This is a genomic window from Sulfurirhabdus autotrophica (genome assembly GCF_004346685.1).
Taxonomy (GTDB): Bacteria; Pseudomonadota; Gammaproteobacteria; order Burkholderiales; family SMCO01; genus Sulfurirhabdus; species Sulfurirhabdus autotrophica.
Genome location: NZ_SMCO01000028.1, coordinates 1 through 22042, shown reverse-complemented (window position 1 = coordinate 22042; position 22042 = coordinate 1). Strand labels below are relative to the sequence as shown.

Annotated in this window: 18 protein-coding genes; 6 read left to right on the top strand and 12 right to left on the bottom strand. The window is 46.3% G+C overall.

Annotation, left to right across the window (positions count from 1 at the left end; all coding sequences use genetic code 11):
* Positions 1–27: 27 nt before the first annotated feature.
* Together EDC63_RS16930 and EDC63_RS16925 are read right to left on the bottom strand one after the other, a co-directional pair.
* On the bottom strand, positions 28–1209 hold the full coding sequence (locus tag EDC63_RS16930; protein WP_223248248.1) for a branched-chain amino acid ABC transporter substrate-binding protein: 1182 nt from the start codon (positions 1207–1209) through the stop codon (positions 28–30).
* A gap of 126 nt (positions 1210–1335) precedes the next feature.
* Positions 1336–1668, bottom strand: coding sequence for a c-type cytochrome (locus tag EDC63_RS16925; RefSeq protein WP_124946074.1), 333 nt, complete (start codon positions 1666–1668; stop codon positions 1336–1338).
* 545 nt (positions 1669–2213) lie between these two features.
* Between EDC63_RS16925 and EDC63_RS16920 the strand changes: the two genes are divergently transcribed.
* Complete coding sequence (locus EDC63_RS16920) at positions 2214–3563, top strand: hemolysin family protein (protein ID WP_124946075.1); 1350 nt, start codon at positions 2214–2216, stop codon at positions 3561–3563.
* A gap of 13 nt (positions 3564–3576) precedes the next feature.
* On the opposite strand, the gene ilvD is transcribed toward EDC63_RS16920, so the two are convergent.
* On the bottom strand, positions 3577–5430 hold the full coding sequence (ilvD, locus tag EDC63_RS16915) for a dihydroxy-acid dehydratase (protein ID WP_124946076.1): 1854 nt from the start codon (positions 5428–5430) through the stop codon (positions 3577–3579).
* Positions 5431–5540: 110 nt separating this feature from the next.
* On the opposite strand from ilvD, the gene lgt reads away from it, so the two are divergent.
* Complete coding sequence (lgt, locus tag EDC63_RS16910; RefSeq protein WP_124946077.1) at positions 5541–6323, top strand: prolipoprotein diacylglyceryl transferase; 783 nt, start codon at positions 5541–5543, stop codon at positions 6321–6323.
* A gap of 25 nt (positions 6324–6348) precedes the next feature.
* Here lgt and EDC63_RS16905 read toward each other — a convergent pair whose 3' ends face one another.
* From EDC63_RS16905 to def, 9 genes are all read right to left on the bottom strand, one after another.
* Positions 6349–7320 (bottom strand): PDC sensor domain-containing protein, encoded by a 972-nt coding sequence (locus EDC63_RS16905; protein ID WP_124946078.1) that lies wholly within the window; start codon positions 7318–7320, stop codon positions 6349–6351.
* A 141-nt stretch (positions 7321–7461) separates the two neighbouring features.
* A complete protein-coding gene (locus EDC63_RS16900) occupies positions 7462–7794 on the bottom strand; it encodes a hypothetical protein (RefSeq protein ID WP_124946079.1) in 333 nt (110 codons plus the stop codon).
* A 53-nt stretch (positions 7795–7847) separates the two neighbouring features.
* Positions 7848–9125 carry a sigma-54-dependent transcriptional regulator gene (locus EDC63_RS16895; protein ID WP_124946080.1) on the bottom strand — a complete coding sequence of 426 codons (1278 nt, stop codon included), beginning with the start codon at positions 9123–9125 and terminating at the stop codon, positions 7848–7850.
* The gene (locus EDC63_RS16890) at positions 9126–11249 is read right to left on the bottom strand and encodes a sensor histidine kinase (protein WP_124946081.1); all 2124 of its coding nucleotides are present in this window, start codon (positions 11247–11249) and stop codon (positions 9126–9128) included.
* Between the two features lie 3 nt (positions 11250–11252).
* The gene (locus EDC63_RS16885) at positions 11253–11930 is read right to left on the bottom strand and encodes a DUF4390 domain-containing protein (RefSeq protein ID WP_165923032.1); all 678 of its coding nucleotides are present in this window, start codon (positions 11928–11930) and stop codon (positions 11253–11255) included.
* On the bottom strand, positions 11896–13167 hold the full coding sequence (gene rsmB, locus EDC63_RS16880; RefSeq protein WP_124946083.1) for a 16S rRNA (cytosine(967)-C(5))-methyltransferase RsmB: 1272 nt from the start codon (positions 13165–13167) through the stop codon (positions 11896–11898). The genes EDC63_RS16885 and rsmB overlap by 35 nt, the downstream gene beginning before the upstream one ends.
* Entirely contained in the window at positions 13160–14014 is an 855-nt protein-coding gene (htpX, locus tag EDC63_RS16875) for a zinc metalloprotease HtpX (protein ID WP_124946084.1), read from the bottom strand. The genes rsmB and htpX overlap by 8 nt, the downstream gene beginning before the upstream one ends.
* 92 nt (positions 14015–14106) lie before the next feature.
* Positions 14107–15036 (bottom strand): methionyl-tRNA formyltransferase, encoded by a 930-nt coding sequence (fmt, locus tag EDC63_RS16870; protein WP_124946085.1) that lies wholly within the window; start codon positions 15034–15036, stop codon positions 14107–14109.
* Positions 15036–15539 (bottom strand): peptide deformylase, encoded by a 504-nt coding sequence (def, locus tag EDC63_RS16865; RefSeq protein WP_124946086.1) that lies wholly within the window; start codon positions 15537–15539, stop codon positions 15036–15038. The genes fmt and def overlap by 1 nt, the downstream gene beginning before the upstream one ends.
* A 198-nt stretch (positions 15540–15737) precedes the next feature.
* Here def and EDC63_RS16860 point away from each other — a divergent pair, with 198 nt between their 5' ends.
* The 4 genes from EDC63_RS16860 to topA all read left to right on the top strand — a co-directional run bounded on the left by EDC63_RS16860 (position 15738) and on the right by topA (position 21181).
* Positions 15738–16793, top strand: coding sequence for a LysM peptidoglycan-binding domain-containing protein (locus tag EDC63_RS16860; RefSeq protein WP_124946087.1), 1056 nt, complete (start codon positions 15738–15740; stop codon positions 16791–16793).
* A gap of 39 nt (positions 16794–16832) precedes the next feature.
* Positions 16833–17918 (top strand): DNA-processing protein DprA, encoded by a 1086-nt coding sequence (gene dprA / locus EDC63_RS16855; protein WP_124946088.1) that lies wholly within the window; start codon positions 16833–16835, stop codon positions 17916–17918.
* Positions 17919–18004: 86 nt separating this feature from the next.
* Positions 18005–18469 carry a DUF494 family protein gene (locus tag EDC63_RS16850; protein WP_124946089.1) on the top strand — a complete coding sequence of 155 codons (465 nt, stop codon included), beginning with the start codon at positions 18005–18007 and terminating at the stop codon, positions 18467–18469.
* Between the two features lie 78 nt (positions 18470–18547).
* Positions 18548–21181: a type I DNA topoisomerase gene (topA, locus tag EDC63_RS16845; RefSeq protein ID WP_124946090.1), complete on the top strand. Its 2634-nt coding sequence runs from the start codon at positions 18548–18550 to the stop codon at positions 21179–21181.
* Positions 21182–22042 lie beyond the last annotated feature (861 nt).

The window sequence follows — 22042 nt, the reverse complement described above, 5'->3', positions numbered from 1 at the left end:
CTTTCTATTTCATTGCCAAATTATCGTCTATTTTGCAGCCGGTGCAGCACCAGGAGTGATAGTTTCAAGCACTTCCCATTTGCCGTTTTTGACTTGATAAAGGGTCACCGCACCCCCCTTGATATCGCCTTTTTCATCAAAGCTGATGTTGGCGGTTACACCCTCTAGGTTTATTTTGGCCAGCTCAGGCAAGTATTTTACCGGATCTGCGGAACCAGCTTTTTGCATTGCGCTGATCATGACGTTAACCGCATCATAACAATAAGGTGCATAGAGTTGAATTTGGCCGTACTTGGCTGTGAACTTGTCAGCAAAGGCTTTACCACCTGGCATTTTGTCCAGGGGCACGCCGGGCAAAGAACTGTACGCGCCCTCAGCAGCGCCGCCTGACAACTTGATAAATTCCGGCGTGCTACCGCCATCGCCTGTCAGAAACTTGGCTTTAAGCCCCAGTGTTGCAAATTGCTTGATCATTGGCCCACCTTGGGCATCCATTCCGCCAAAAAACAGCAGGTCTGGATTTTTGCCCTTCACCGCAGTCAAAATTGCCATGAAGTCAGTTGATTTATCAGTGGTATATTCCCGTGAAACAATTTCGGCGCCGGCAGCTTTTGCTGCCTTCTCAAACTCATCCGCTAAACCCTGACCATAAGCCGAACGATCATCAATGATCGCAATTTTCTTTGCTGCCAGTTGCTTAACGGCATATTCACCCAGCACTTTTCCTTGTTGAACATCATTGGTCATGACGCGAAAAGCGGATTTAAAACCTTGCTCGGTATACTTTGGATTGGTAGCGGAAGGGGAAATCTGAACGATTCCCGCGTCATGATAAATTCGGGAGGCGGGAATCGTTGTTCCCGAATTCAAGTGGCCGATAATCCCATTTACTTTTGCATCAACCAGTTTTTGCGCGACAATGGTGGCCGTTTTAGGATCAGCTTGGTCATCTTCACTTATCAGCTGAAACTGTACTTTTTTGCCACCGATCTCAATGCCTTTTGCATTGGCATCGTCAATCGCCATGCGCGTGCCATTTTCATTATCTTTGCCCAAATGTGCTTGTGGGCCGGTTAAAGGTGAAACGGCGCCAATTTTAATAATCTCTACACCCGATGCGCTTTGCTCGGCGCTCTCTTTTTTACCACATCCAGTCACGCTAACTACAAGTGAAACTGCTACCAAGTGGGATATCAAACGTGTTTTCAACTCTATCTCCTTATGTTCTATTGTCCCAATGGTAACCGGATGCAGCCCTGCCATCAATATGTGCGCGCCTATCAAAAACAAAAGCCAGCAAAAGCTGGCTTTGTTCTGGCGCTATATCAACCCGTTTTAGTGCGCTAACACCCAATGTACGAGCGTTTTGATATCTTCTGGCTTAACCTGAGCATTAGGTGGCATAGGAATTTGCCCCCAAACACCAGCGCCGCCTTTGGTGACTTTTTCAATCAACATGGCTTCAGCTTTCTTATTGCCTTTATATTTAGCAGCAACATCTTTATAAGCTGGGCCTACAATCTTTTTGTCCACACTGTGGCAACTCATACAGGCGCTTTTCTTGGCTAACTCCATTCCTGCTTCCATATCCACTTTTGGTGCTGCCGCTGCCGCTTGTCCCGCCACCAATATAGTAGCCGCTGCAGCAATACTCATCCATGCTTTCATACACTCTCTCTCCTGGTTGCGTTACGAAAAATCTTATATCACTGTTCTGATAGTCTTTTATGTATCTTAACTGACTGACACTGATTTGCAAACCTGTATTAATGCTTCCTGGCTGTTAATCGCCGGTAAATGCTCAACGCCTTGACACACCCATGGGTTGACATGATCAGAAACGGGCTTATTTAGGGATGAAGGCAACTCATTGAAATTGTTGCGCATATACAACAATATATATTGTGTTGGCAACAAATTTTGCAAAATACTACGAATAAACACAAATAACCCGCTGCCTACGGTTTTATTGTGGGGTAATACCGCCTCAATATACGCTAACTTGCGTCAGTATAAACAAAATGCTTTTATCCCGACCACAAGAAGCAGTAAGCGCTTCCTCTCCACAGAAGTACCAATCTAAAGGCTTATCTGCCTGTTTTTGATAGTTTCTGTATCAAGAAGATTTGACTATATATATCACTATTCAGGGTAATAACGATAGACTGGTTTATCATTACACATCACATACCCTATCAAAACAGTCGGCTATTATGTTTGAATTCTTTACTATTTTATTGTTAATCGGTCTTAATGGACTTTTTGCAATGTCCGAGATTGCCATTGTTTCATCCCGTCGCGCCAAGCTCCAGCATTTAGCAGACAGTGGAAATCGCAAAGCTAAAGCAGCCCTTGATCTGGCGCAAAATCCCAACCACTTTCTTTCGACTATTCAAGTGGGTATTACTTTGATCGCCATTTTGAGCGGCGCTATCGGTGAAGCTACATTTAGCAGGCCACTTGCCGAAATATTCCGTACCGTCCCGTTCATCTGGCCCTATAGCGATACACTTGCTTTTGCACTCGTGGTTTTAATTCTCACATACTTTTCACTCATCATTGGTGAACTGGTACCAAAACGACTGGCTCTGCTTAATCCGGAAGGTATCTCCATTACGGTTGCAAATCCCTTGCGTTTCCTTTCCAGACTGGTTTTCCCTGTTGTACGTTTACTTAGTTTTTCTACCGAGTGGGTACTGCGGGGTTTAGGATCCAAACCTGCAGAAGAACCGCCTATTACTGAAGAAGAAATCAAAGTACTGATGGCGCAAGGTACGGAAGCAGGTGTTTTCGAAAAATTTGAGCAGGAATTGGTCAGAAATATTTTTCGATTAGGGGATCGTAGTGTCAGTGGCATTATGGTCCCGCGGCTTGACTTTGTTTACCTTGATTTGGAATCTTCTCAGGAAGAAAACCATAAAACCATCCTGACCAGCGGACACACCCGATTTCCGGTTTGCAAGGGCGGACTGGATAATCTGATCGGGGTTTTTCATACAAAGGATATTCTGGAATTCAGTTTGCTCGGGCAGCCTGTCGACTTGGCCAAAATAGTCCGGCCACCCATCTATGTACCGGAATCCATGCCCGCAATGGCCTTGCTGGAAAAATTCCGGAATACCAGAGGGCACATTGCTTTGGTTGTAGACGAATACGGTGAAATTCAGGGGCTGGTAACTTTGCGGGATATTCTTGAAGCCGTCGTTGGGGACTTCCCTACTCATGGAGAAATAACAGAACAACTGGCGGTACAACGTGAAGATGGCTCATGGCTGCTGGATGGCATGCTGGATATCGACCAGCTTAAAGATATCCTGCAGGTTTCCTCACTGCCCGATGAAGCATCTCAAAATTATAACACCCTGAGCGGGTTCGTCATGATGCAAATGGGGCGTGTGCCCAACGTAGCCGACCATTTTGAATGGCATGAGATACTATTTGAAATTATGGATATGGATGGGAACCGCATAGATAAAGTGCTGGTTACCCCTCTCATACAAAAAACCGTGGTGTCTGAATCAGATAAACCTGACAGGGACTCGCCACCGACGAGCCCCCATTGACAGCATAAAGTGCTTAATCGTGTTCCACTTGAGAAACATCTCTCACTGCACCCGTAGCTGCACTGGTAGTCATTGCGGCATAAGCTCGCAGCGCTGCCGTCACAATTCGGTTGCGCGCAACCGGCTTCCAGGCTTTTTTACCCTTGGCCTTCATGGTAATTCTCCGCTCGGCCAATTCTTCATCAGTCGCTTGAATCTGTATAATGCGCTTGGGAATATCAATATCAATGATATCGCCTTCTACCACCAGTCCGATATTGCCACCCTCAGCCGCTTCTGGTGAGACATGTCCAATACTTAAACCGGATGTACCGCCGGAAAAACGACCATCCGTAATCAATGCACACTGCTTACCCAATCCTTTCGATTTGAGGTAGCTGGTCGGATAAAGCATTTCCTGCATGCCTGGGCCACCCTTGGGGCCCTCATAGCGAATAATCACCACATCACCGGCTTTCACCTTGTCATTCAAAATAGCTTCCACTGCATCATCCTGGCTTTCAAAAATACGCGCTGGGCCAGAAAAGACCAGGTTACTATCATCAACACCTGCGGTTTTGACAATGCAACCATCCAAAGCCAAATTACCATACAGCACGGCCAAACCACCATCCTGACTGTATGCGTGGGCTTTATCACGGATACAGCCATTTGCACGATCAAGATCCAGATCGGGGTAACGCTTATCCTGGCTAAATGCCACTTGCGTTGGCACACCGCCGGGCCCTGCACGGAAAAACTCTTTGACCTTTTCGTCTTGTGTCCGACAAATATCCCAGTGCTCCAAGGCATCGCCCATGGTCTTGCTATGTATGGTAGGCAGATCACGGTGCAACAAACCCGCTCGGTCAAGCTCGCCCAGTATCGCCATCACCCCGCCGGCACGGTGCACATCTTCCATATGATACTGCTGAGTTGCCGGCGCCACTTTGGACAGATTTGGCACCTTGCGGGACATCCGGTCAATATCCTTCATAGTGAAATCTACGCCGCCCTCATGAGCTGCCGCCAACAAATGCAGAACCGTATTCGTAGAACCCCCCATGGCGATATCCAGAGCAATGGCATTCTCAAACGCTTCAAATGTCGCAATATTGCGTGGTAGTGCCGAAGCATCATCCCGCTCGTAATAGCTCTTGGCCAGCGCAACAATCAAATGTCCCGCTTCCAGGAACAAACGCTTGCGGTCAGCGTGTGTGGCCAATGTTGAGCCGTTGCCGGGCAAACTTAGCCCCAATGCTTCCGTTAGACAGTTCATGGAATTGGCAGTAAACATGCCTGAGCATGAGCCACAAGTTGGGCACGCAGAGCGCTCCATGGACATGACGTCTTCATCTGACTCATTCGGATCGGCTGCTGTTACCATCGCATCAACCAGATCAAGATGCACCACCTTACCTTTGATTGTTGCCTTGCCGGATTCCATCGGGCCGCCCGAAACAAACACGACTGGGATATTAAGCCGCATGGCCGCCATCAACATACCGGGGGTGATTTTGTCACAGTTAGAAATACACACCAAAGCATCTGCACAGTGGGCATTCACCATATATTCCACTGAATCAGCAATCAATTCACGTGAAGGCAAACTGTACAACATACCACCATGACCCATGGCAATCCCGTCATCCACTGCAATGGTATTGAACTCCTTAGCTACTCCACCGGCTTTTTCAATTTCACGCGCAACCAGCTGACCCATATCTTTCAGATGCACGTGCCCGGGCACAAACTGGGTAAACGAATTGGCTATAGCAATAATAGGTTTATCAAAATCCCCATCTTTCATGCCAGTTGCCCGCCATAATGCGCGGGCACCAGCCATGTTGCGACCATGAGTGGTAGTTCTAGAACGATATACTGGCATGTTAAATCCTCAATCTGATTCAGGGCGGTGCAATTTCTCGAAATGCTGGGAAATGCGAACAGGAAATTACGTATAATGAGACATTTTACCCTAAATATAAAGCTGCCTGAATGCTTATCCATCCCCAATTTGACCCAATCGCTATCCATCTAGGCCCAGTTGCTATCCGTTGGTACGGCCTGATGTATTTACTGGCCTTTACGTTCGTCATGGTGCTAGGACGTATGCGCATCAAATCTCAACCGTATACCGGGTGGACCCTGCGAGATCTGGACGACATTCTATTTTACGGTGTCCTTGGTGTCGTGCTAGGCGGACGTTTGGGTTATGTATTTTTCTATAAACTCAGCTATTACCTCTCCCATCCGATAGAAATTTTCTACGTTTGGCAAGGCGGAATGTCATTTCATGGCGGATTCCTCGGCGTGATTTTTGCCATGTGGCTGTTTTCCCGAAAAACCAGCAAGCCTTGGCTATCCGTAACCGATTTCATTGCCCCGTTGGTACCACTTGGACTCGGCGCTGGACGTATTGGTAATTTCATCAATGGCGAATTATGGGGCAGAGCAACAGATGTTTCGTGGGGTATAGTGTTTCCACAAGTTGATCAAACGGTACGCCACCCATCGCAGTTATATGAATTCGGTCTGGAAGGCTTGATGCTGTTTGCGATATTGTGGCTCTACTCTTCAAAACAGCGGGCTAGAGGGGCAATATCGGGATTATTCCTGATAGGTTATGGCACCTTCCGCTTTCTGGTTGAATATACCCGGGAGCCTGATGATTTTCTGGGCATTCTGGCACTGGGTATGAGCATGGGGCAATGGCTCAGTTTCCCCATGGTTATTGCTGGTTTCCTCATGATGCGCTGGGCTTACCGCAACAACGGCTAAGCACAACACCCCTGACTGCTTATCGTCAGTCAGGGGTTGCGTTGCTGCTACCTAACCAGAATGAATGATCCATTTTAAGAAATTCTTCATAGGGTATGTAGTGGGAACCGTCACAAGAAAAGGTCAGCCCGACAATCCCATTGAATATATTTAATGTCACGGACCGCAAATAAAACATCTCATCCATAAAGCGCAACTCACGAAACGAATCCAGCACAACGCGAATCTGCTCCGCTGGTAAGGTTGCATCGGCCGGATAAGCAATTTTAGGGTAGGCAAGGCAAATATTGGGGTCGATCAAGGCTTCAATATCCAGTAAACGATAACGGTAAGGGTCCGTCATTACCCAGATAACCGCACGACTACTGGAAAAATGTAATTTCACGTAGAACACACCGTGATACACCATCAACTCTTCCACCACCCCCAGAACGGTATCAATTTGCATGTCCATCGCGCTTTCCACCCGATTCTGGTGGAATACCGTACCACGTATTGAGGGGTCGCCCTTTATCTGTCGCCAATAATTAGGCTCTTCATACAAGGTGCGCGTTAAAGGCAAATCCCGTAAGTCAAAATCAGAACCAATAAAACCCAGTGCATTACCCCCGACATCCCGCACGATTTGAATCGCCGTAAGGGAAGGGCGTCTCCCTCTCAGACTAATATAGGCTTCGGAAAGAAGAAAACCATTACTGGGAACCGCCTCACGCATATAAGGACGCGATGAGCGATCGCGCTCAAAGTCATTTTCAGTAAAGCCTTCACTGTTTACGTTATCACTGATTTGTACGGCATTGGTATCCAGCGCGTAGAGTGTCTTGCTATAAGGCACGCCTGTTAGCGCATTACTCAATACTGAGTCCAGTTTCAACCGGTCACCCCACACCAGAGCACAATCTGCAGCCAAGCACCTTAGCGGCTCACTCAGCATATTGATAAGGTCTTTGCGCTGATGGGCAATGCTTTCTTTCAATGTCTCCTTGGAGAGGTTCATTTCTGTGTAACCTTCCTATAAAAAATTGGCACTATCGTGGTCATTGAATTCAAATACATCGTTATTTTATAGGATTTAGTAAGTCGATATTGTGACATGAAGTGAAATTTCTGATGCGTTGAGCTTAACAAAGCGGCAAAGCTATGGGAGTGATATCTGCTTTTCTATACGCTTGGCGAAAACGGCCATTTCCTTGGCTGCTTGCTTATCACCCTTTTTTTCTGCCACTTCAATACCCTGATGATAGGCTTGCAGCGCCTGCTGCAACTCACCTGCAGTTTCCAGCGCTTTTCCCAAAGCTTTCCAGGCCGCTGAATATAGCGGATCAAGGATAACAGCCTGCTTTAGATGCATTGCCGCATTAACCGCATCTTCCTGCTTCAAATACTCATTGCCCAAACTAAAACGCAATAGCGAACTATCTTTGCCGTTTGCCAGCATCTTTTCCAGACTTTGTATAATCGGTACAGCCATTTGATTGTTTCCCTTTTCGTCTGTACGTTAACTTGCTATTGCAAAATGCAAAATCATTCTTCGCTAACACCCCGTTTAGCAACATTAATCCCTAATTGTTTTAATTTGCGGTAAAGGTGTGTGCGCTCAAGCCCCACTTTTTCTGCAACACGACTCATATTGCCTGAAGACAGTTTAATATGATGATCAAAATACGCGCGCTCAAAAATATCCCGCGCTTCACGCAAGGGAATATCCATAGAAAACTGAGGCGCTTGGGCGGTAGAATCAAGTGATGATTTGAACTGTACTAACACCCGGCTCACTTCGTCCTGACTGATTTCGTCGCTCAAAGAGGTCAACGCCAGCGTTTTCACTACATTACTTAGCTCATCCATATTGCCTGCCCACGTATGATTCCGCAGAGTATTGAGCGCTGCAACGGTAAACTCCCTAGGAGGTGCCTCTTTGGATTCAACTAACTGTGAAAGCAGCATAATCGCCAAGTCTGGTATGTCTTCACGATGTTCACGTAAAGACGGTATGGCTAACGTCAAAACGCTGAGGCTTTTATACAGTGATGCGTCAAATGACTGCAACTCAACCAGGCTAGGCAAACTTTTGGTGGTGGCACAAATAAGCCGGACATTAAATTTTTCCAGCTTGGCCAACAAAAACTGCAGGCCTTTTTGCTCCTGCTTATTCAGATCGCCAATTTCTGACATATACAGCAAACCATCTTTTGCCTGTTGCAGCAAATCGTTGGGATTTTCATAAAGTTGTGTAGAATTTTCGAGCGTTATCCAGGGCGTATTGGGTTCATGCAGATAACGTGCACACAATTCTGTCCCTGAGCCGCGTTCACCCATCAACAATAATGGGGTTTTAAAATTGGCTATCTGTGTCAGACGCTTTTTCAAATCAAGAATAACCTGGCTTTTTCCCAGATTAAACAGGCTTAAGTTCGGCCTGTTAATAGCCGCACCCTTTTTCAACGCTCTTACTACCGTAGTCAATAGTTTTTGCAGAGCAATTGGTTTCTCAAGAAAATCAAAAGCGCCTATCTTTGTAGCTTCCACTGCCGTATCTATTGAGCCATGGCCGGACATCATCACCACAGGCATGGTTAACAGCCCGGCACTTGACCATTCTTTAAGCAACGTTATCCCGTCGGTATCCGGCATCCAGATATCAAGCAATACAAGATCGGGCCTTCCCTGGCTTCTAATTTCACGCGCAGCGCTCGCATTTTCTGCCAATAGCACCTGGTATCCTTCATCCTGAAGAATTTCAAGTAGCAATTCCCTGATGCCAACCTCATCATCAACCACCAGGATTTTGTTTGTATTCATTTAAACGCTCCCCGCAACGTGCAATGAAATGCTAACACACGCGCCATGCGGCTGAATGTTTTCAATTTGAATCATGCCATTATGTTCCTCGACTATCTTTTTGACTATCGCAAGTCCCAATCCGGTTCCCTTCTGCTTGGTCGTTACATAGGGCTCAAACACCCGAGACAATATATGCTCAGGGAAACCACTGCCATTATCCCTGACCACTAATTTCACCCACTTTTCCGATACTTCGGTATGCACAACAATCTGAGAAGCCTGCTGATCAATCAACGCATCTTGTGCATTTTGTAATAAATTATGAATTACCTGTCGTAATAATGTCATATCTCCCATAATTATTGGCAGATTTTCTGACAAATCCAGCTTAACATTGTTTCCCATGGATTCGTATAATGCCAGCACCTCTCGCACCAACCGATTCAGATCCAACTCTTGCAAGTTAAGTGAAGGGGAACGGGCATACTCTTTAAATGCATCTACCATGCTGTTTAACGCAGCCACCTGATTCACAATCGTATGTGTTGCGCGTTTAAGCATCTCACCGTCGGCTTCACTCAATTTATCAACCAGCTTGCGTTCCAGCCGCTCCGCTGATAACTGAATAGGAGTAAGCGGGTTCTTTATTTCATGGGCAAGGCGGCGCGCTACTTCACCCCAGGCGGCATCCCGTTGCGCCTGAAGCATATGGGTAATATCATCAAACACAACAATATAGCCGCCATCTGTACTGGCTGGAAGACGGGTACCCCTAACCAGCAAAACCTGTTTGCCTGCTTGCCCCACATACTCTACTTGTTTTTGCCAGTCTTTCTGCGGTGCATTCTTAAATTGCTCCGCCACTTCTTGCGCAAAAACATTCAGTTCTGTTTCCGGCGAGCGCCATTCCACCAATTTCGTGTTGCGCAAATACGATGTTTCCACGCCTAATATTTGCTGGGCTGCTACATTACCTGTTCTCAGATAAAACCGCTCATCCATCGTCAGCACACCCGATGAAAGATGTGCGAGGATACTTTCCAGGTAGGCTTTGGCTGTTTCTAACTGTTGATGATTCAGCTCTGCGGCAGCACGTATTTCAGCAAGCTGACGTGTCATGCTGTTAAAAGACTGCATCAGACCACCCAGCTCGTCCTTGCTTTGCACCGGATGCATCAAACTAAAATCGCCCTTGGCTACCGCCCTCGTTCCTTCTGCCAGCAAACTTAAAGGTGCGCTGAGTTTCTCACTTAACAAAAATGCCAACGCCATTGCAGAAAGCAACGCGAACAAGAGCGTAAATGTCAGCGTTAAACCATATAACCGCTTTAATCCCAGTCGGGATAGTGATAGTTCCTGGTAATCCCGATACACGGATTGCACTGCTTCTGCATCTCGCGCCAACTGCTTGGGTACTTGCTGAATTAATTGCAGTACCCGAATATCTTCACTGAAACTTAATACATTAACAGGCACGACAACCCGTAAAAAAAGCCCCTTGCCGGGAATAGACTCTATCGCACTGAACGGCTGTTGCTGCCGTACCTGACGCAATACAGAAGGGCTCGGTATAGCGGGTAACAGTTCAGCGCGCTCAGTACTGGAATACGCAATGACTTTACCGCGCTGATTGAACAGAGTCGCTTCCTGCACCCCTAATTGTTCACGCAGATTATTCAGTTGCGTAATATGCTCGGAACCCGGCTTATCGGACAGCGCCAGTGACATGGATTCGGCTTTTTTATTCAAATCCCTTAACAAATAATCCAAAGCAGTTTGCCCCAGGCTCAAACCACCTTCCAGCGCATTATCCACCCGCACGTCAAACCACGACTCGATACTCTTGGTTAAAAACTGTACCGACACGCCATAGACGACAGCACCAGGAACAAGCGCCATCATGGCTAGCATCACTAAAATACGCAACGTCAGTTTTGCACCAAAAACCTTCGCTTTTATTTTTCGCCGAAGTCCCCATAACTGGTACCCTACCAGCCCCATCAAACCAACTGCCAGTGCCATATTCAATGCCAATAACAATGGATAGTTTTGACCAAGAGAAGGGGAGTTGCCACTTGCCTGAGAAAGCAAATACAACAACACCGCACCAAGGGTGATTCCTAAGATAACAATGTATCGCACGGCTTATTTTTCTTTGATCTGAGTAGTGGGTGCATCTGAGGGTAGCGTCCACCGATACCAGTCAGAATCAAGATTCCAGTCTTTGGATGCCAGCGCATTGACTTGCAAAGGCTTGGGTAACAGAGATACATCCAGGCGCATGCGAAGTAACGCTTTGTAAGTGTTATTCTTTTTTATCAAGCTACGATCAAAAACTGGCCAATCTTGTATATTACTCAACGCAGCTTTAGCTTCGCTTAAATTACTGAAGTTTTTATGGGTAGTGCCTTCGCTTAATTGATATTGCCGGATCAATGCGTTGTAACTTAGTTTGTACACCTTCTGCGTTTTCACCAACTCGTCATCCAACCAATACCAGCGGGGGTGGTTAATCTCAAATTCCACTATAAATGTAACCGGCACCCCTTTGGTTATTGCTTCTTCCAATTTTGGACTAAAATTAATTTCAAATTCAGCATTTACCTGATAGCTGCTTTCTTCTAAAAGAGTTAATTCGGCAGATTTAATCTGGATGCCTTCTACATTTGCAGCATTAGCTGCGTTTGAAAATGTCAGAAAGGAAAAAGTAAGTACGCCATAGAGCAATATGCGGGCTAATAACTGACCGCATAACCTCGGAAAAGAAGTGATTTTAGAAAAAAAACTGTCAGCCTTTTGCAAGCAAGGCGTAGTAAAACCCATCGTGCATCTCATTTGGTATCAATTGCCCTTCAAGAGTGTCTATCCCAGTAAGGGGAAGACGTTGCGCATCTTGATGGCGCTCAAGAAACGCGGCCATCTGAGACCCGTTTTCTTTTTCAAAAACAGAACAAGTTACGTATAACAATTTACCACCTATGGCCAGACAACGCCATAATGCATCCAGTATTTTCTGCTGCTGTTCAGCAAACTGTAAAATATCCTGCGCGCGCCGGAGCCATTTAATATCGGGGTGTCGACGGACAACACCGGAAGCAGAGCAGGGCACATCTGCCAGAATTCTGTCGAACAAGCGCCCATCCCACCATTTCGAAGTGTCAGCCGCGTCACCCGTAATTAAATTTGCCGTAAAATTGAGTCGTTTTAAATTTTGCGACACCTTCTGCAGGCGTTCTGAATCACTGTCCAATGCCGTTAAGTTAACTTTCGCCAATTCCAGAATATGCGCTGTTTTACCCCCAGGGGCACTGCAAGCATCCAGCACCCGCATTCCATCCTTTACATCAAGCAACGTAGCTGCATATTGCGCACCAGCATCCTGTACTGAAACAACCCCATCACTGAAACCCGGCAATTTATCAACAGAAACTGGATGATCCAGCTTGACTGCAGAATTACCCAGTGCACGGGCTGATATTTCATTCGCTTTCAATTGATTCAGATAGGCATCAACCGAACTCAGGTTGCGATTTATGCGGAGAGTCATGGGAGGATGCTGATTATTAACAGCCAATATACTTTGCCAATGTTCAGGGTATTGCATTTTAAGCTTGTCTATCCACCACTGCGGGTGCGAATAACTGGCCTCTTCGTTCCCTTCCAGCGCTTGCAGCAAACTTTCTTTACGTCGCATGAAATTACGCAACACCGCATTCACTAAACCTTTGGCATGCGCTTGTTTAATGGCAATGGCTGTTTTCACGGCATTATCGACAATCGCATGGCTCGCCGCCTTGCTATATTGCAGCTGATAAAGACCGACCAACAGCAAGCAACGCAACGCTTTATCGCGCAAAGGTTTGTCTAGAAGCTGGTCCAGCACTCCCTGAAGCTGCCCCAGATAGCGTAATGTACCGTAACTAATATCTTGAATGGCTGCCCGTTGTTGCGGTGCAAGTTTGGCATTTTTTTGCCAGACAGCCTGCAAGACCACCGAAAGATTGCGTCCCGCCAACACACTGCAAACGGAAGCGCTGGCCAGGCGCTGGATATCAAGCAAAATTTTTAACCATTGCTTGCAAGCGTGCAATACGCTCCGCCGTTGCAGGATGTGTACTGAACAGTCCTCTCAAGCCTCCGCCAGACAACGGATTAATAATCATCATTTGAGCAGTCTCAGGGTGTGCTTCTGCCGTCATAAGGGGCAAGCCCTGGGCATAGCGCTCAATTTTAAGGAGCGCATCCGCCAAGCCTGCAGGAGTGCCGCTGATTTCAGCACCGCGACGATCCGCTTCAAATTCGCGCGACCGTGAAATGGCCATCTGAATTAACGCCGCCGCTAAAGGTGCAAGCAAACCTACCGCAATACCAACCAGCGGACTGGTGTGCCGGCCTTCACTGTCACGGCCGCCAAAAAACATGGCGAAATTTGCCAAGGCTGATATGGCTCCAGCCATTGTTGCTGAAAGGGTCGAAATTAAAATATCCCGATGCTGCACATGGGCTAATTCGTGCGCCATCACGCCACGCAATTCACGCTCAGACAGCAACTGCAAAATACCCGTGGTAGCTGCAACCGCTGCATTTTCAGGGTTGCGGCCTGTAGCAAAGGCATTGGGCTGCGCTTCGTTTATCAGATAAACCTTCGGCATTGGTAATCCGGCTCGTCCGGCTAGATCCTTCACGATGTTATAGAGTTGCGGCGCACTATTCGCGTCGACTTCCTGGGCGTTGTACATTTTCAACACCATTTTGTCGGAATTCCAATACGCCCACAGATTCATCGCACCACCCACCAATAGCGCAATCAGCATACCGCCTGCGCCACCCAGCATCATGCCGATAGCGCCAAACAGTCCTACAATTGCCGCCATGAGCAAAGACGTTTTAAACCAGTTTCCCAACATATCTCATCCTTTACTCGAATCTGTTTTGACATGAGCCTTTATTAATAGCCCTGACTTTTACATCCATTTAGATGGTGCAAATTTATAAAAATTCAAGTCTCGCAACAATCCCCAGCTTGCAACTGATTTCCCTGTAAAAACTGCGCAACCGGCATCCTTTTCCCCCCGGCCTTTTGCACTTCCAGTAACCGCAGCACGCCCGTGCCGCAGGCCACACAAATACCAGATTTATCCGCACTCAAAATAGTCCCAGGGGTTCCTTGCTGCGAATTTTCAGCATGCGCTTTCCATATACGGACTATTTCCCCTTTCACCATCAATTGCGCGACAGGAAAGGGATTATAAGCACGCACTGCTCTGGCAAGCTCTACGGCGCTTTTTTGCCAGTCGAGCCGCGCTTCAACCTTGTTCAACTTTGCCGCATAAGTGGCTTCAGCATCATTTTGAGGCACCGCATTCAATTTACCCAGCGGAAGCCATTCCAGCGCCTTCACAATATTTTCAGCACCGAGCACTGCCAGTTTGTCGTGCAAGGTTTGCGCTGTATCTTCCTCGTCAATGGGTAAAGCCGATTGCATCAACACATCCCCGGTATCCAGCCCCACATCCATTTGCATGATGCAGATACCCGTTTCCTTGTCCCCCGCCAGCAAAGCGCGCTGAATCGGTGCAGCACCGCGCCAGCGCGGCAACAGTGATGCGTGAATATTCAGACAACCCAATAATGGAATTTCCAATACATCCTGGGGCAACAACAGTCCATAAGCCGCCACTACCATTACGTCAGCGCCAATGTCAGAGAGCTTCGATTGAATTTCTGGATCTTTTAATGAGGTGGGTTGCCAAACCGGAATACCGTTTTGCTCAGCTAATTGCTTCACGGCACTTGCTGTGGCCTTCATGCCGCGGCCGGCAGGTCGGTCCGGCTGGGTCAGAACAAGCGGAATATCATGGCCAGCCCCCAGCAATGCGGTTAGCGCCTGGGCCGCGAACTCCGGCGTACCCGCAAAAATAATTCGCATTACATTGTCTCGCGCTGGTGTTTTTTTAACTTACTTTTGATACGTGTTTGCTTCAGCCTGGAGAGGTATTCTACAAAAACTTTACCTTTGAGATGATCAATTTCATGTTGTATGCAAACGGCCAGCAACCCATCGGCATCCAACGTAAACGGTTTACCATTTCGGTCCAAAGCCTTCACCGTGATTTTTTCAGCACGCGTCACCGTATCATAAATACCCGGAACAGAAAGGCAGCCCTCTTCTCTTTCAGCCTCACCTTTCGATTTGGTAATTTCCGGATTAATCAACGTCAGTAACTGATCACGGGATTCAGAAATATCAATCACCACCACCCGTTGGTGAACATTCACTTGCGTTGCTGCCAAGCCGATTCCTGGAGCGGCATACATGGTCGTAGCCATATCATCCACCAGCTTACGGATCTTGTCATTCACTTCGGATACGGGTTTGGCTACAGTATGCAGCCTTTCATCTGGGTAACACAGTATTTGTAAAATCGCCATAAAACTTGCCAATTTAATTAATTACATGCAGAATTTACTGCAAGTAGCTAAACATGAATTAATTTTTTAGTTTCGTGCCGCACTATATAATAGTACGGACAACTGTTCACGCTTAAATTTTAACGCGTTATAAGCCGACCATTTTACCGACTTAGACCGGATTTAAGTAATAAAATTCTTTATCGACCGAGGCCGTATATGCGTAACTCAATCATCGCTATAGCTTTATCCGGTTTTATTGCTATGCAAGCAGCCGCTGACGAACTTCAGCTACAAGACAATCCACCTGACCGCTATGTCGTCGTAAAGGGTGACACCCTATGGGATATTTCAGGTAAATTTCTGAAACAACCATGGCGTTGGCCAGAAATCTGGAAGATGAATAAGCAAGAAATAAAAAACCCCAACCTTATTTATCCAGGAGATCTGATCGTACTGGATCGAAGCGGCAAATATCCTCAATTACGTTTGTTAAAAAATGGAAAGTACGGGTCTGGCGGAAAATCAGTTGTCAAACTAAGCCCGCAAACGCGCATCGATACTAAAACCCTTGCCATTCCCGCTATACCCACTGCAGATATAGAACCATTTATCAGCAGACCGCTGGTGATTGAAAAAGATGGTCTTGATTCAACTGCCGTCATTGTAGCGACACAGGAAGATCGCGTCCTTGCCGGTACCGGAAATATTGTCTATGCGCAGGGAATGCCTCAGGAAAAATCTGATTATTGGCAAATCTATCGCAACGGAAACCCCCTGATTGATCCCGACACCAAAGAAATCCTGGGCTATGAAGCTGTTTATCTGGGGCAGGGTAAAGTGACGGCTGAAGGAGACCCTGCCACGCTAGAAATCGTCAAGTCATCTCAAGAAGTCAACATTGGTGATCATTTGCTCCCGGCGTCTAAAGAGGTTTTCCCGAGCTATGTTCCCCATGCGCCGGAAAAAACCATCAACGCCCGCGTAATGTCCACTTATGGTGAAAGCCTGGGCGAAACAGGCCGAAACTACATTATTACCTTAAACAAAGGTACAGAAGATGGGCTTGAGGTAGGTCATGTGCTTGCACTTTATCGCCATGGCGCCAATATTTCCCCATTTGGCAAGAAAAACGATAAAGACAGCACCATCAAGTTACCCGATGAGCGATATGGCTTAGCATTTATTTTCAGAACCTTTAACCATGTTTCATATGCGCTGGTTATCCAGTCCACACGACCTGTACGCACGCTGGATAATGCACAAAATCCATGATGATACTTGTTTGACGGAACTGTCTTGGCGTTGCCAATCATGACAACGCCAACTAACACCCAACACTGGATTGCATTAAGCCTTATCCCCGGTCTTGGCAATGCCTCTTTAAGAAAACTGCTTCAAGCTTTTGGCGAACCGGAGCGGGTTTTTGCCACCGACTATCACGCCCTCAAATTACATGTAAAAGAAGCCGTAGCGCGTGCAATCAGCAATGGCATTGACCTTGCAAGCATTACCTCCACAACGGATTGGTTACAAGAGCCCAACAATCATGTGGTCACGTTTTCAGATGCTGACTATCCCGAATCAATACTGCAGATTACCGACCCGCCACCCTTGTTTTATTTGAAAGGGCAAAGAGCACTCCTTAACCAGGCCTCATTTGCCATTGTAGGTAGCCGTAACGCTACCCCGCAAGGCTTGAAGAATGCTGAGGCCTTTGCACAGACGCTTAGTAACAGTGGGTATTGCATCGTTAGCGGCTTAGCGTTAGGCATTGATGCGGCAGCCCATCATGGTGGCTTAAACGGCGTTTCTGGCAGTTTAGCCGTCGTTGGCACAGGATTGGATATAGTTTACCCCGCCCGAAACAGAGCACTTGCTCACCAGCTTGCCGCCAATGGCGCTATTCTTTCTGAATACCCTTTGGGCACACCGGCTATCGCCGGTAACTTTCCAAAACGAAATCGCCTTATTAGCGGCTTAACCCATGGTTGCCTGGTTGTAGAGGCCGCGCTTCAAAGCGGCTCCTTGATCACAGCCAAATTAGCCGCAGAGCAGGGCAAAGAAGTCTTTGCTATTCCTGGCTCCATTCATTCCCCATTATCAAAAGGGTGCCATAGTCTTATCAAACAAGGCGCGAAACTGGTTGAATCTGCCCAGGACATCCTAGAAGAGCTAGGTCAGGTGCCGCTGAAAGAAACCTGTCATTCAACCATTCAGCAAACTGAAACAGATGATCACCCTTTAATGAAAAGTCTTGGCTTTGAATCAACTGACATTGATACGCTTGCCAACCGCAGTGGCTTGACGACTGATCGTGTTTGCGCCATGCTGTTGGAACTGGAGTTGGAAGGGCGGGTTGCCTCGTTACCTGGTGGGCAATACCAAAGAATCAGTTAAAATACATGCTTCTACCCCGTACAATCCAACTTCCAAATATTTCTTATGCAAGGTTCATCTCTATATTAATATTAAAGAAGAAATTTATGTTTGATATCCTGGTCTACTTATTTGAAAATTATTTTGATGCTGAGGATTTTCATTACCCGGACCAAGAGGGTTTGGCCTTAAAGCTCTCAGCTGCAGGTTTTGATAAAAGTGAGATCCATCAAGCGCTGGACTGGTTGAACGGACTGGAAGACCTGTCAGAAGGGTCTTATCCAGACCATCTGGCTGAAAGTACGTCACACCGAATTTATGCGCCTCAGGAACTACGGAAAATGGACGATGAATGTCGTGGTTTTCTCAGTTTTCTCGAATCTTCCGGCATATTAAACCCTTTGCAAAGAGAGTGGGTCATAGATCGGGCGTTTGCACTCAGTGATGATGAAGTCACCCTGGAAAAATTAAAATGGACAGTACTCATTGTCTTGTGGAGCCAAGACCAGGCTCAGGATTACATGTTTCTGGAAGAGCTTTTATTCGGCGATATTCCTTATCAGATGCATTGATAATTCACCCACTTACTTGCCTTCAACAAGATTTATTCTTATCATCTTTCGCTTTGCTCCTTTATATATAGATAGTTCATGTCAACTAATCTGCTGATTGTAGAATCACCATCAAAAGCGAAAACGCTTAAAAAATACTTAGGTAAGGATTTTGAAATCCTTGCTTCCTACGGCCATGTCCGCGATCTGATACCTAAAAAAGGTGCCATTGATACAGAACATGAATTTGCCATGAAGTACGAGCTTATCGAGCGTAATTCGCGGCACGTTGATGCTATTACCAAAGCGGTTAAAGCAGCAGACCACATATTTCTGGCAACGGATCCGGACCGGGAAGGTGAAGCCATTGCCTGGCATATAGCTGAAATTCTTAAGTCCAAGAAGCTGCTCAAAAGCAAAACCTTGAAGCGCGTTGTATTTTACGAAATTACTGAAACCGCCGTTAAAGCGGCCATTGCAAATCCACGTGATATTGAAATGCCGCTGGTTAATGCGCAACAAGCACGCCGCGCTCTGGATTATCTGGTCGGTTTCAATCTATCCCCGCTCTTGTGGAAAAAAATCAGCAAAGGACTGAGTGCCGGTCGTGTACAAAGCCCGGCACTCAGATTGATTGTTGAGCGCGAATTGGAAATTGAAGCGTTTAAATCTGAAGAATACTGGAGCGTTCATTTAGACAGTCATAAAGGGAAACAAAAGTTTTCCGCCAAGCTATTTCAGTTGCACGGGGAAAAACTGTCCCAGTTCAGCATTCAAAATGCTGATAAAAACCAGAGTGTGATTGATTTCCTGACAGCAAATGCCAAATCCACCGGCACCGTTGTCAAAGTCGATAAAAAACGCAAGCAACGTCAGGCAGCCGCGCCTTTTACCACCTCCACCTTGCAACAGGAAGCGGTTCGTAAGCTGGGCTTTACTACAGAACGCGCCATGCGTGTCGCCCAGCAACTCTATGAAGGTATCGATACCGGGAGTGGCGCGACAGGTCTGATTACGTATATGCGTACCGATTCTGTCAGCCTCGCAAATGAAGCCATTGAAGATATTCGGCAATATATCAGCAAAAATTTCGATGCTGACTATCTGCCCAAAGCCCCTGTTGCCTACAAAAACAAATCCAAGAATGCCCAGGAAGCCCACGAAGCAATTCGTCCGACCGCCATTTCTCGTAGCCCGCAAAGTATCCGGGAATTTCTTACACTGGATCAAGCAAAACTCTATGAAATGATCTGGAAGCGTACTCTGGCGTGCCAGATGAGCCCGGCCAAATTTGATACTGTTAGCCTGGATATCAGTGTCGCCGGCAAAGATAATTTATTTCGTGCAACAGGTCAAACCCTGGTTTTCCCCGGATTTATCGCCGTATACCAGGAAGGCGAAGACGAAGTTAGTGAAACCGGTGAGGAAGATGAAAATAAATTGCCTGTTCTGGAAGAGGGCGAGCAAATCGGCATTGATAAACTTTACGGCGATCAGCACTTTACTCAGCCACCACCGCGCTATACAGAAGCCAGCTTGGTTAAAAGCCTAGAAGAATACGGAATAGGCCGTCCCTCAACCTACGCCAGTATTATCTCCACGCTACAAGCACGTGAATACGCCATTCTGGACAAAAAGCGCTTTACCCCCACTGAAATCGGCCGAATCGTTAACGGTTTTCTGACAGAGCATTTTGCACGATACGTCGATTACGACTTCACTGCAAAGCTGGAAGACAAACTGGATTTTATTTCCACCGGAAAAGCTGAATGGATTCCGGTTTTAGAAGAGTTCTGGGCCTCTTTTCACAAACTGATCACTGAAAAGCAGGAAGTAGAACGGGGTGAAGCACTGAACGAACCTTGCCCAAAATGCGGTAAAGGTTTATATAAATATCCAAGTAAACGCGGTGTCTTTATTGGGTGTAGCGGCTATCCTGAATGTGACTACACCAGACCAGTAGAAAATGGCAGACAGCCGGAAGAGCCTGTTTCCTTGGGCCCGGATCCAAAAACAGGTCTGGATATCTTGTTACTTAAAGGGCCGTTTGGTTATTACGTTCAGCTTGGTCCTGTTGTTGCGGGTGCAGAAAAGAAACCGCGCCGCGCCGCTTGGCCCAAAAATGTACCTGTTGAAACAGCCGATTTACCGACCGCACTTAAACTATTGTCCCTACCCAGAGAAGTAGGTACTCACCCGGAAACCGGCAAACTGATTGAAGCCAGTATTGGTCGCTTTGGGCCATATTTAAAGCACAACAGTGAATTTAAATCTATTCCTAAAACAGACAATGTTTACGATATTGGTCTGGAACGTGCTGTCGCTTTACTTGCAGAGCCTAAATCTAATCGTGGCATGTTGCGTGAAGTAGGTATTCACCCGGAAGATCAGAAACCTATTGGCGTTTATGAAGGCCGTTATGGGCCTTATGTAAAACATGGCAAAGACAATGCCACTATTCCAGCACCGCTGACTGTTGAAAGTGTTACCCTGGAGCAAGCCATCGAATTATTGGCCGCAAAATCTACCAAGGGTGGGGTCAAGAAAAAAACTAAAACTGTCACAAAATCGACTAAGACGACCAAAACAAACAAAACGGCTGCCACAGCAAAGACAGCAAAGACAGCAAAGACAGCAAAGACAGCAAAGACAGCAAAGACAGCAAAGACAGCAAAGACAGCAAAGACAGCAAAGACAGCATCAGTAAAATCTAAATCTAAACCAGAAGGTTAATTTTTTGATCGTGTTTGTTGTCTTCGATCTACGCGATATTAATCCTTGGTATTTATTCTTTTTAAAATCTCTACAATCAGATGTGCAGCCCAAACTTGCATACGCTGATTGTGGGTTCTTTCAAATGTGTCTGAACTGACAGCTGAAAATTACTCACTATCCTCACGCTTTTTACCAAAACGCTCATCAATGACGTTTTCTGCTCCACGAAAGCCCCTTACGTTCTCATACTGTAAGCGGTTCTCGCTCTGGATACTCGCTTCGTCTTGATTGCTCTACAAGCTCTTATTGCGTCACCCGTCGCTGCGAGTCGCTGATTTGAACGTGTTGATATTTCGATAGACGGTTACAATCACGTGGCTAAAGAGGAGATCGAGAAGCTCTCTGATCGTTCCGTAAGTTACCTTCTCTCTGAGGTATAATAAAAGACAGATATCCGCGGTGTTTACCACAGGTTACTGTGGTTGATATATTTCGAAGTGAAATTATCAAGTTGCGTAACAGATTTCCTTTTAATATTTCACCGTATAAAACGCTTAAATTTCAATTATTTTAAATCTAGTTATATCTTGCTATCAATCGCTTATTATTGTGTCTTTAATAGGTAATATAGGCTGTTTTAAGTATTTATAATTACCAAAAATTATAAATACGGTAATTATTTCCAACAAAGTAATTAAACTTTAATAATTAAATTTAGGTGTAAATAAAAAAGCAGCTTAAGGCTGCTTTTTTATTATCTAACTTTGGTAACAAAAGTTATGTTTGGCGGATTCAAGGATGAAGTGCAATTTTGAGTAATGTTGGTTAAGAGGGCGAGATGCGGTAGCATCCGAGCCTTTTTGACCAGCCAGTCGAAAT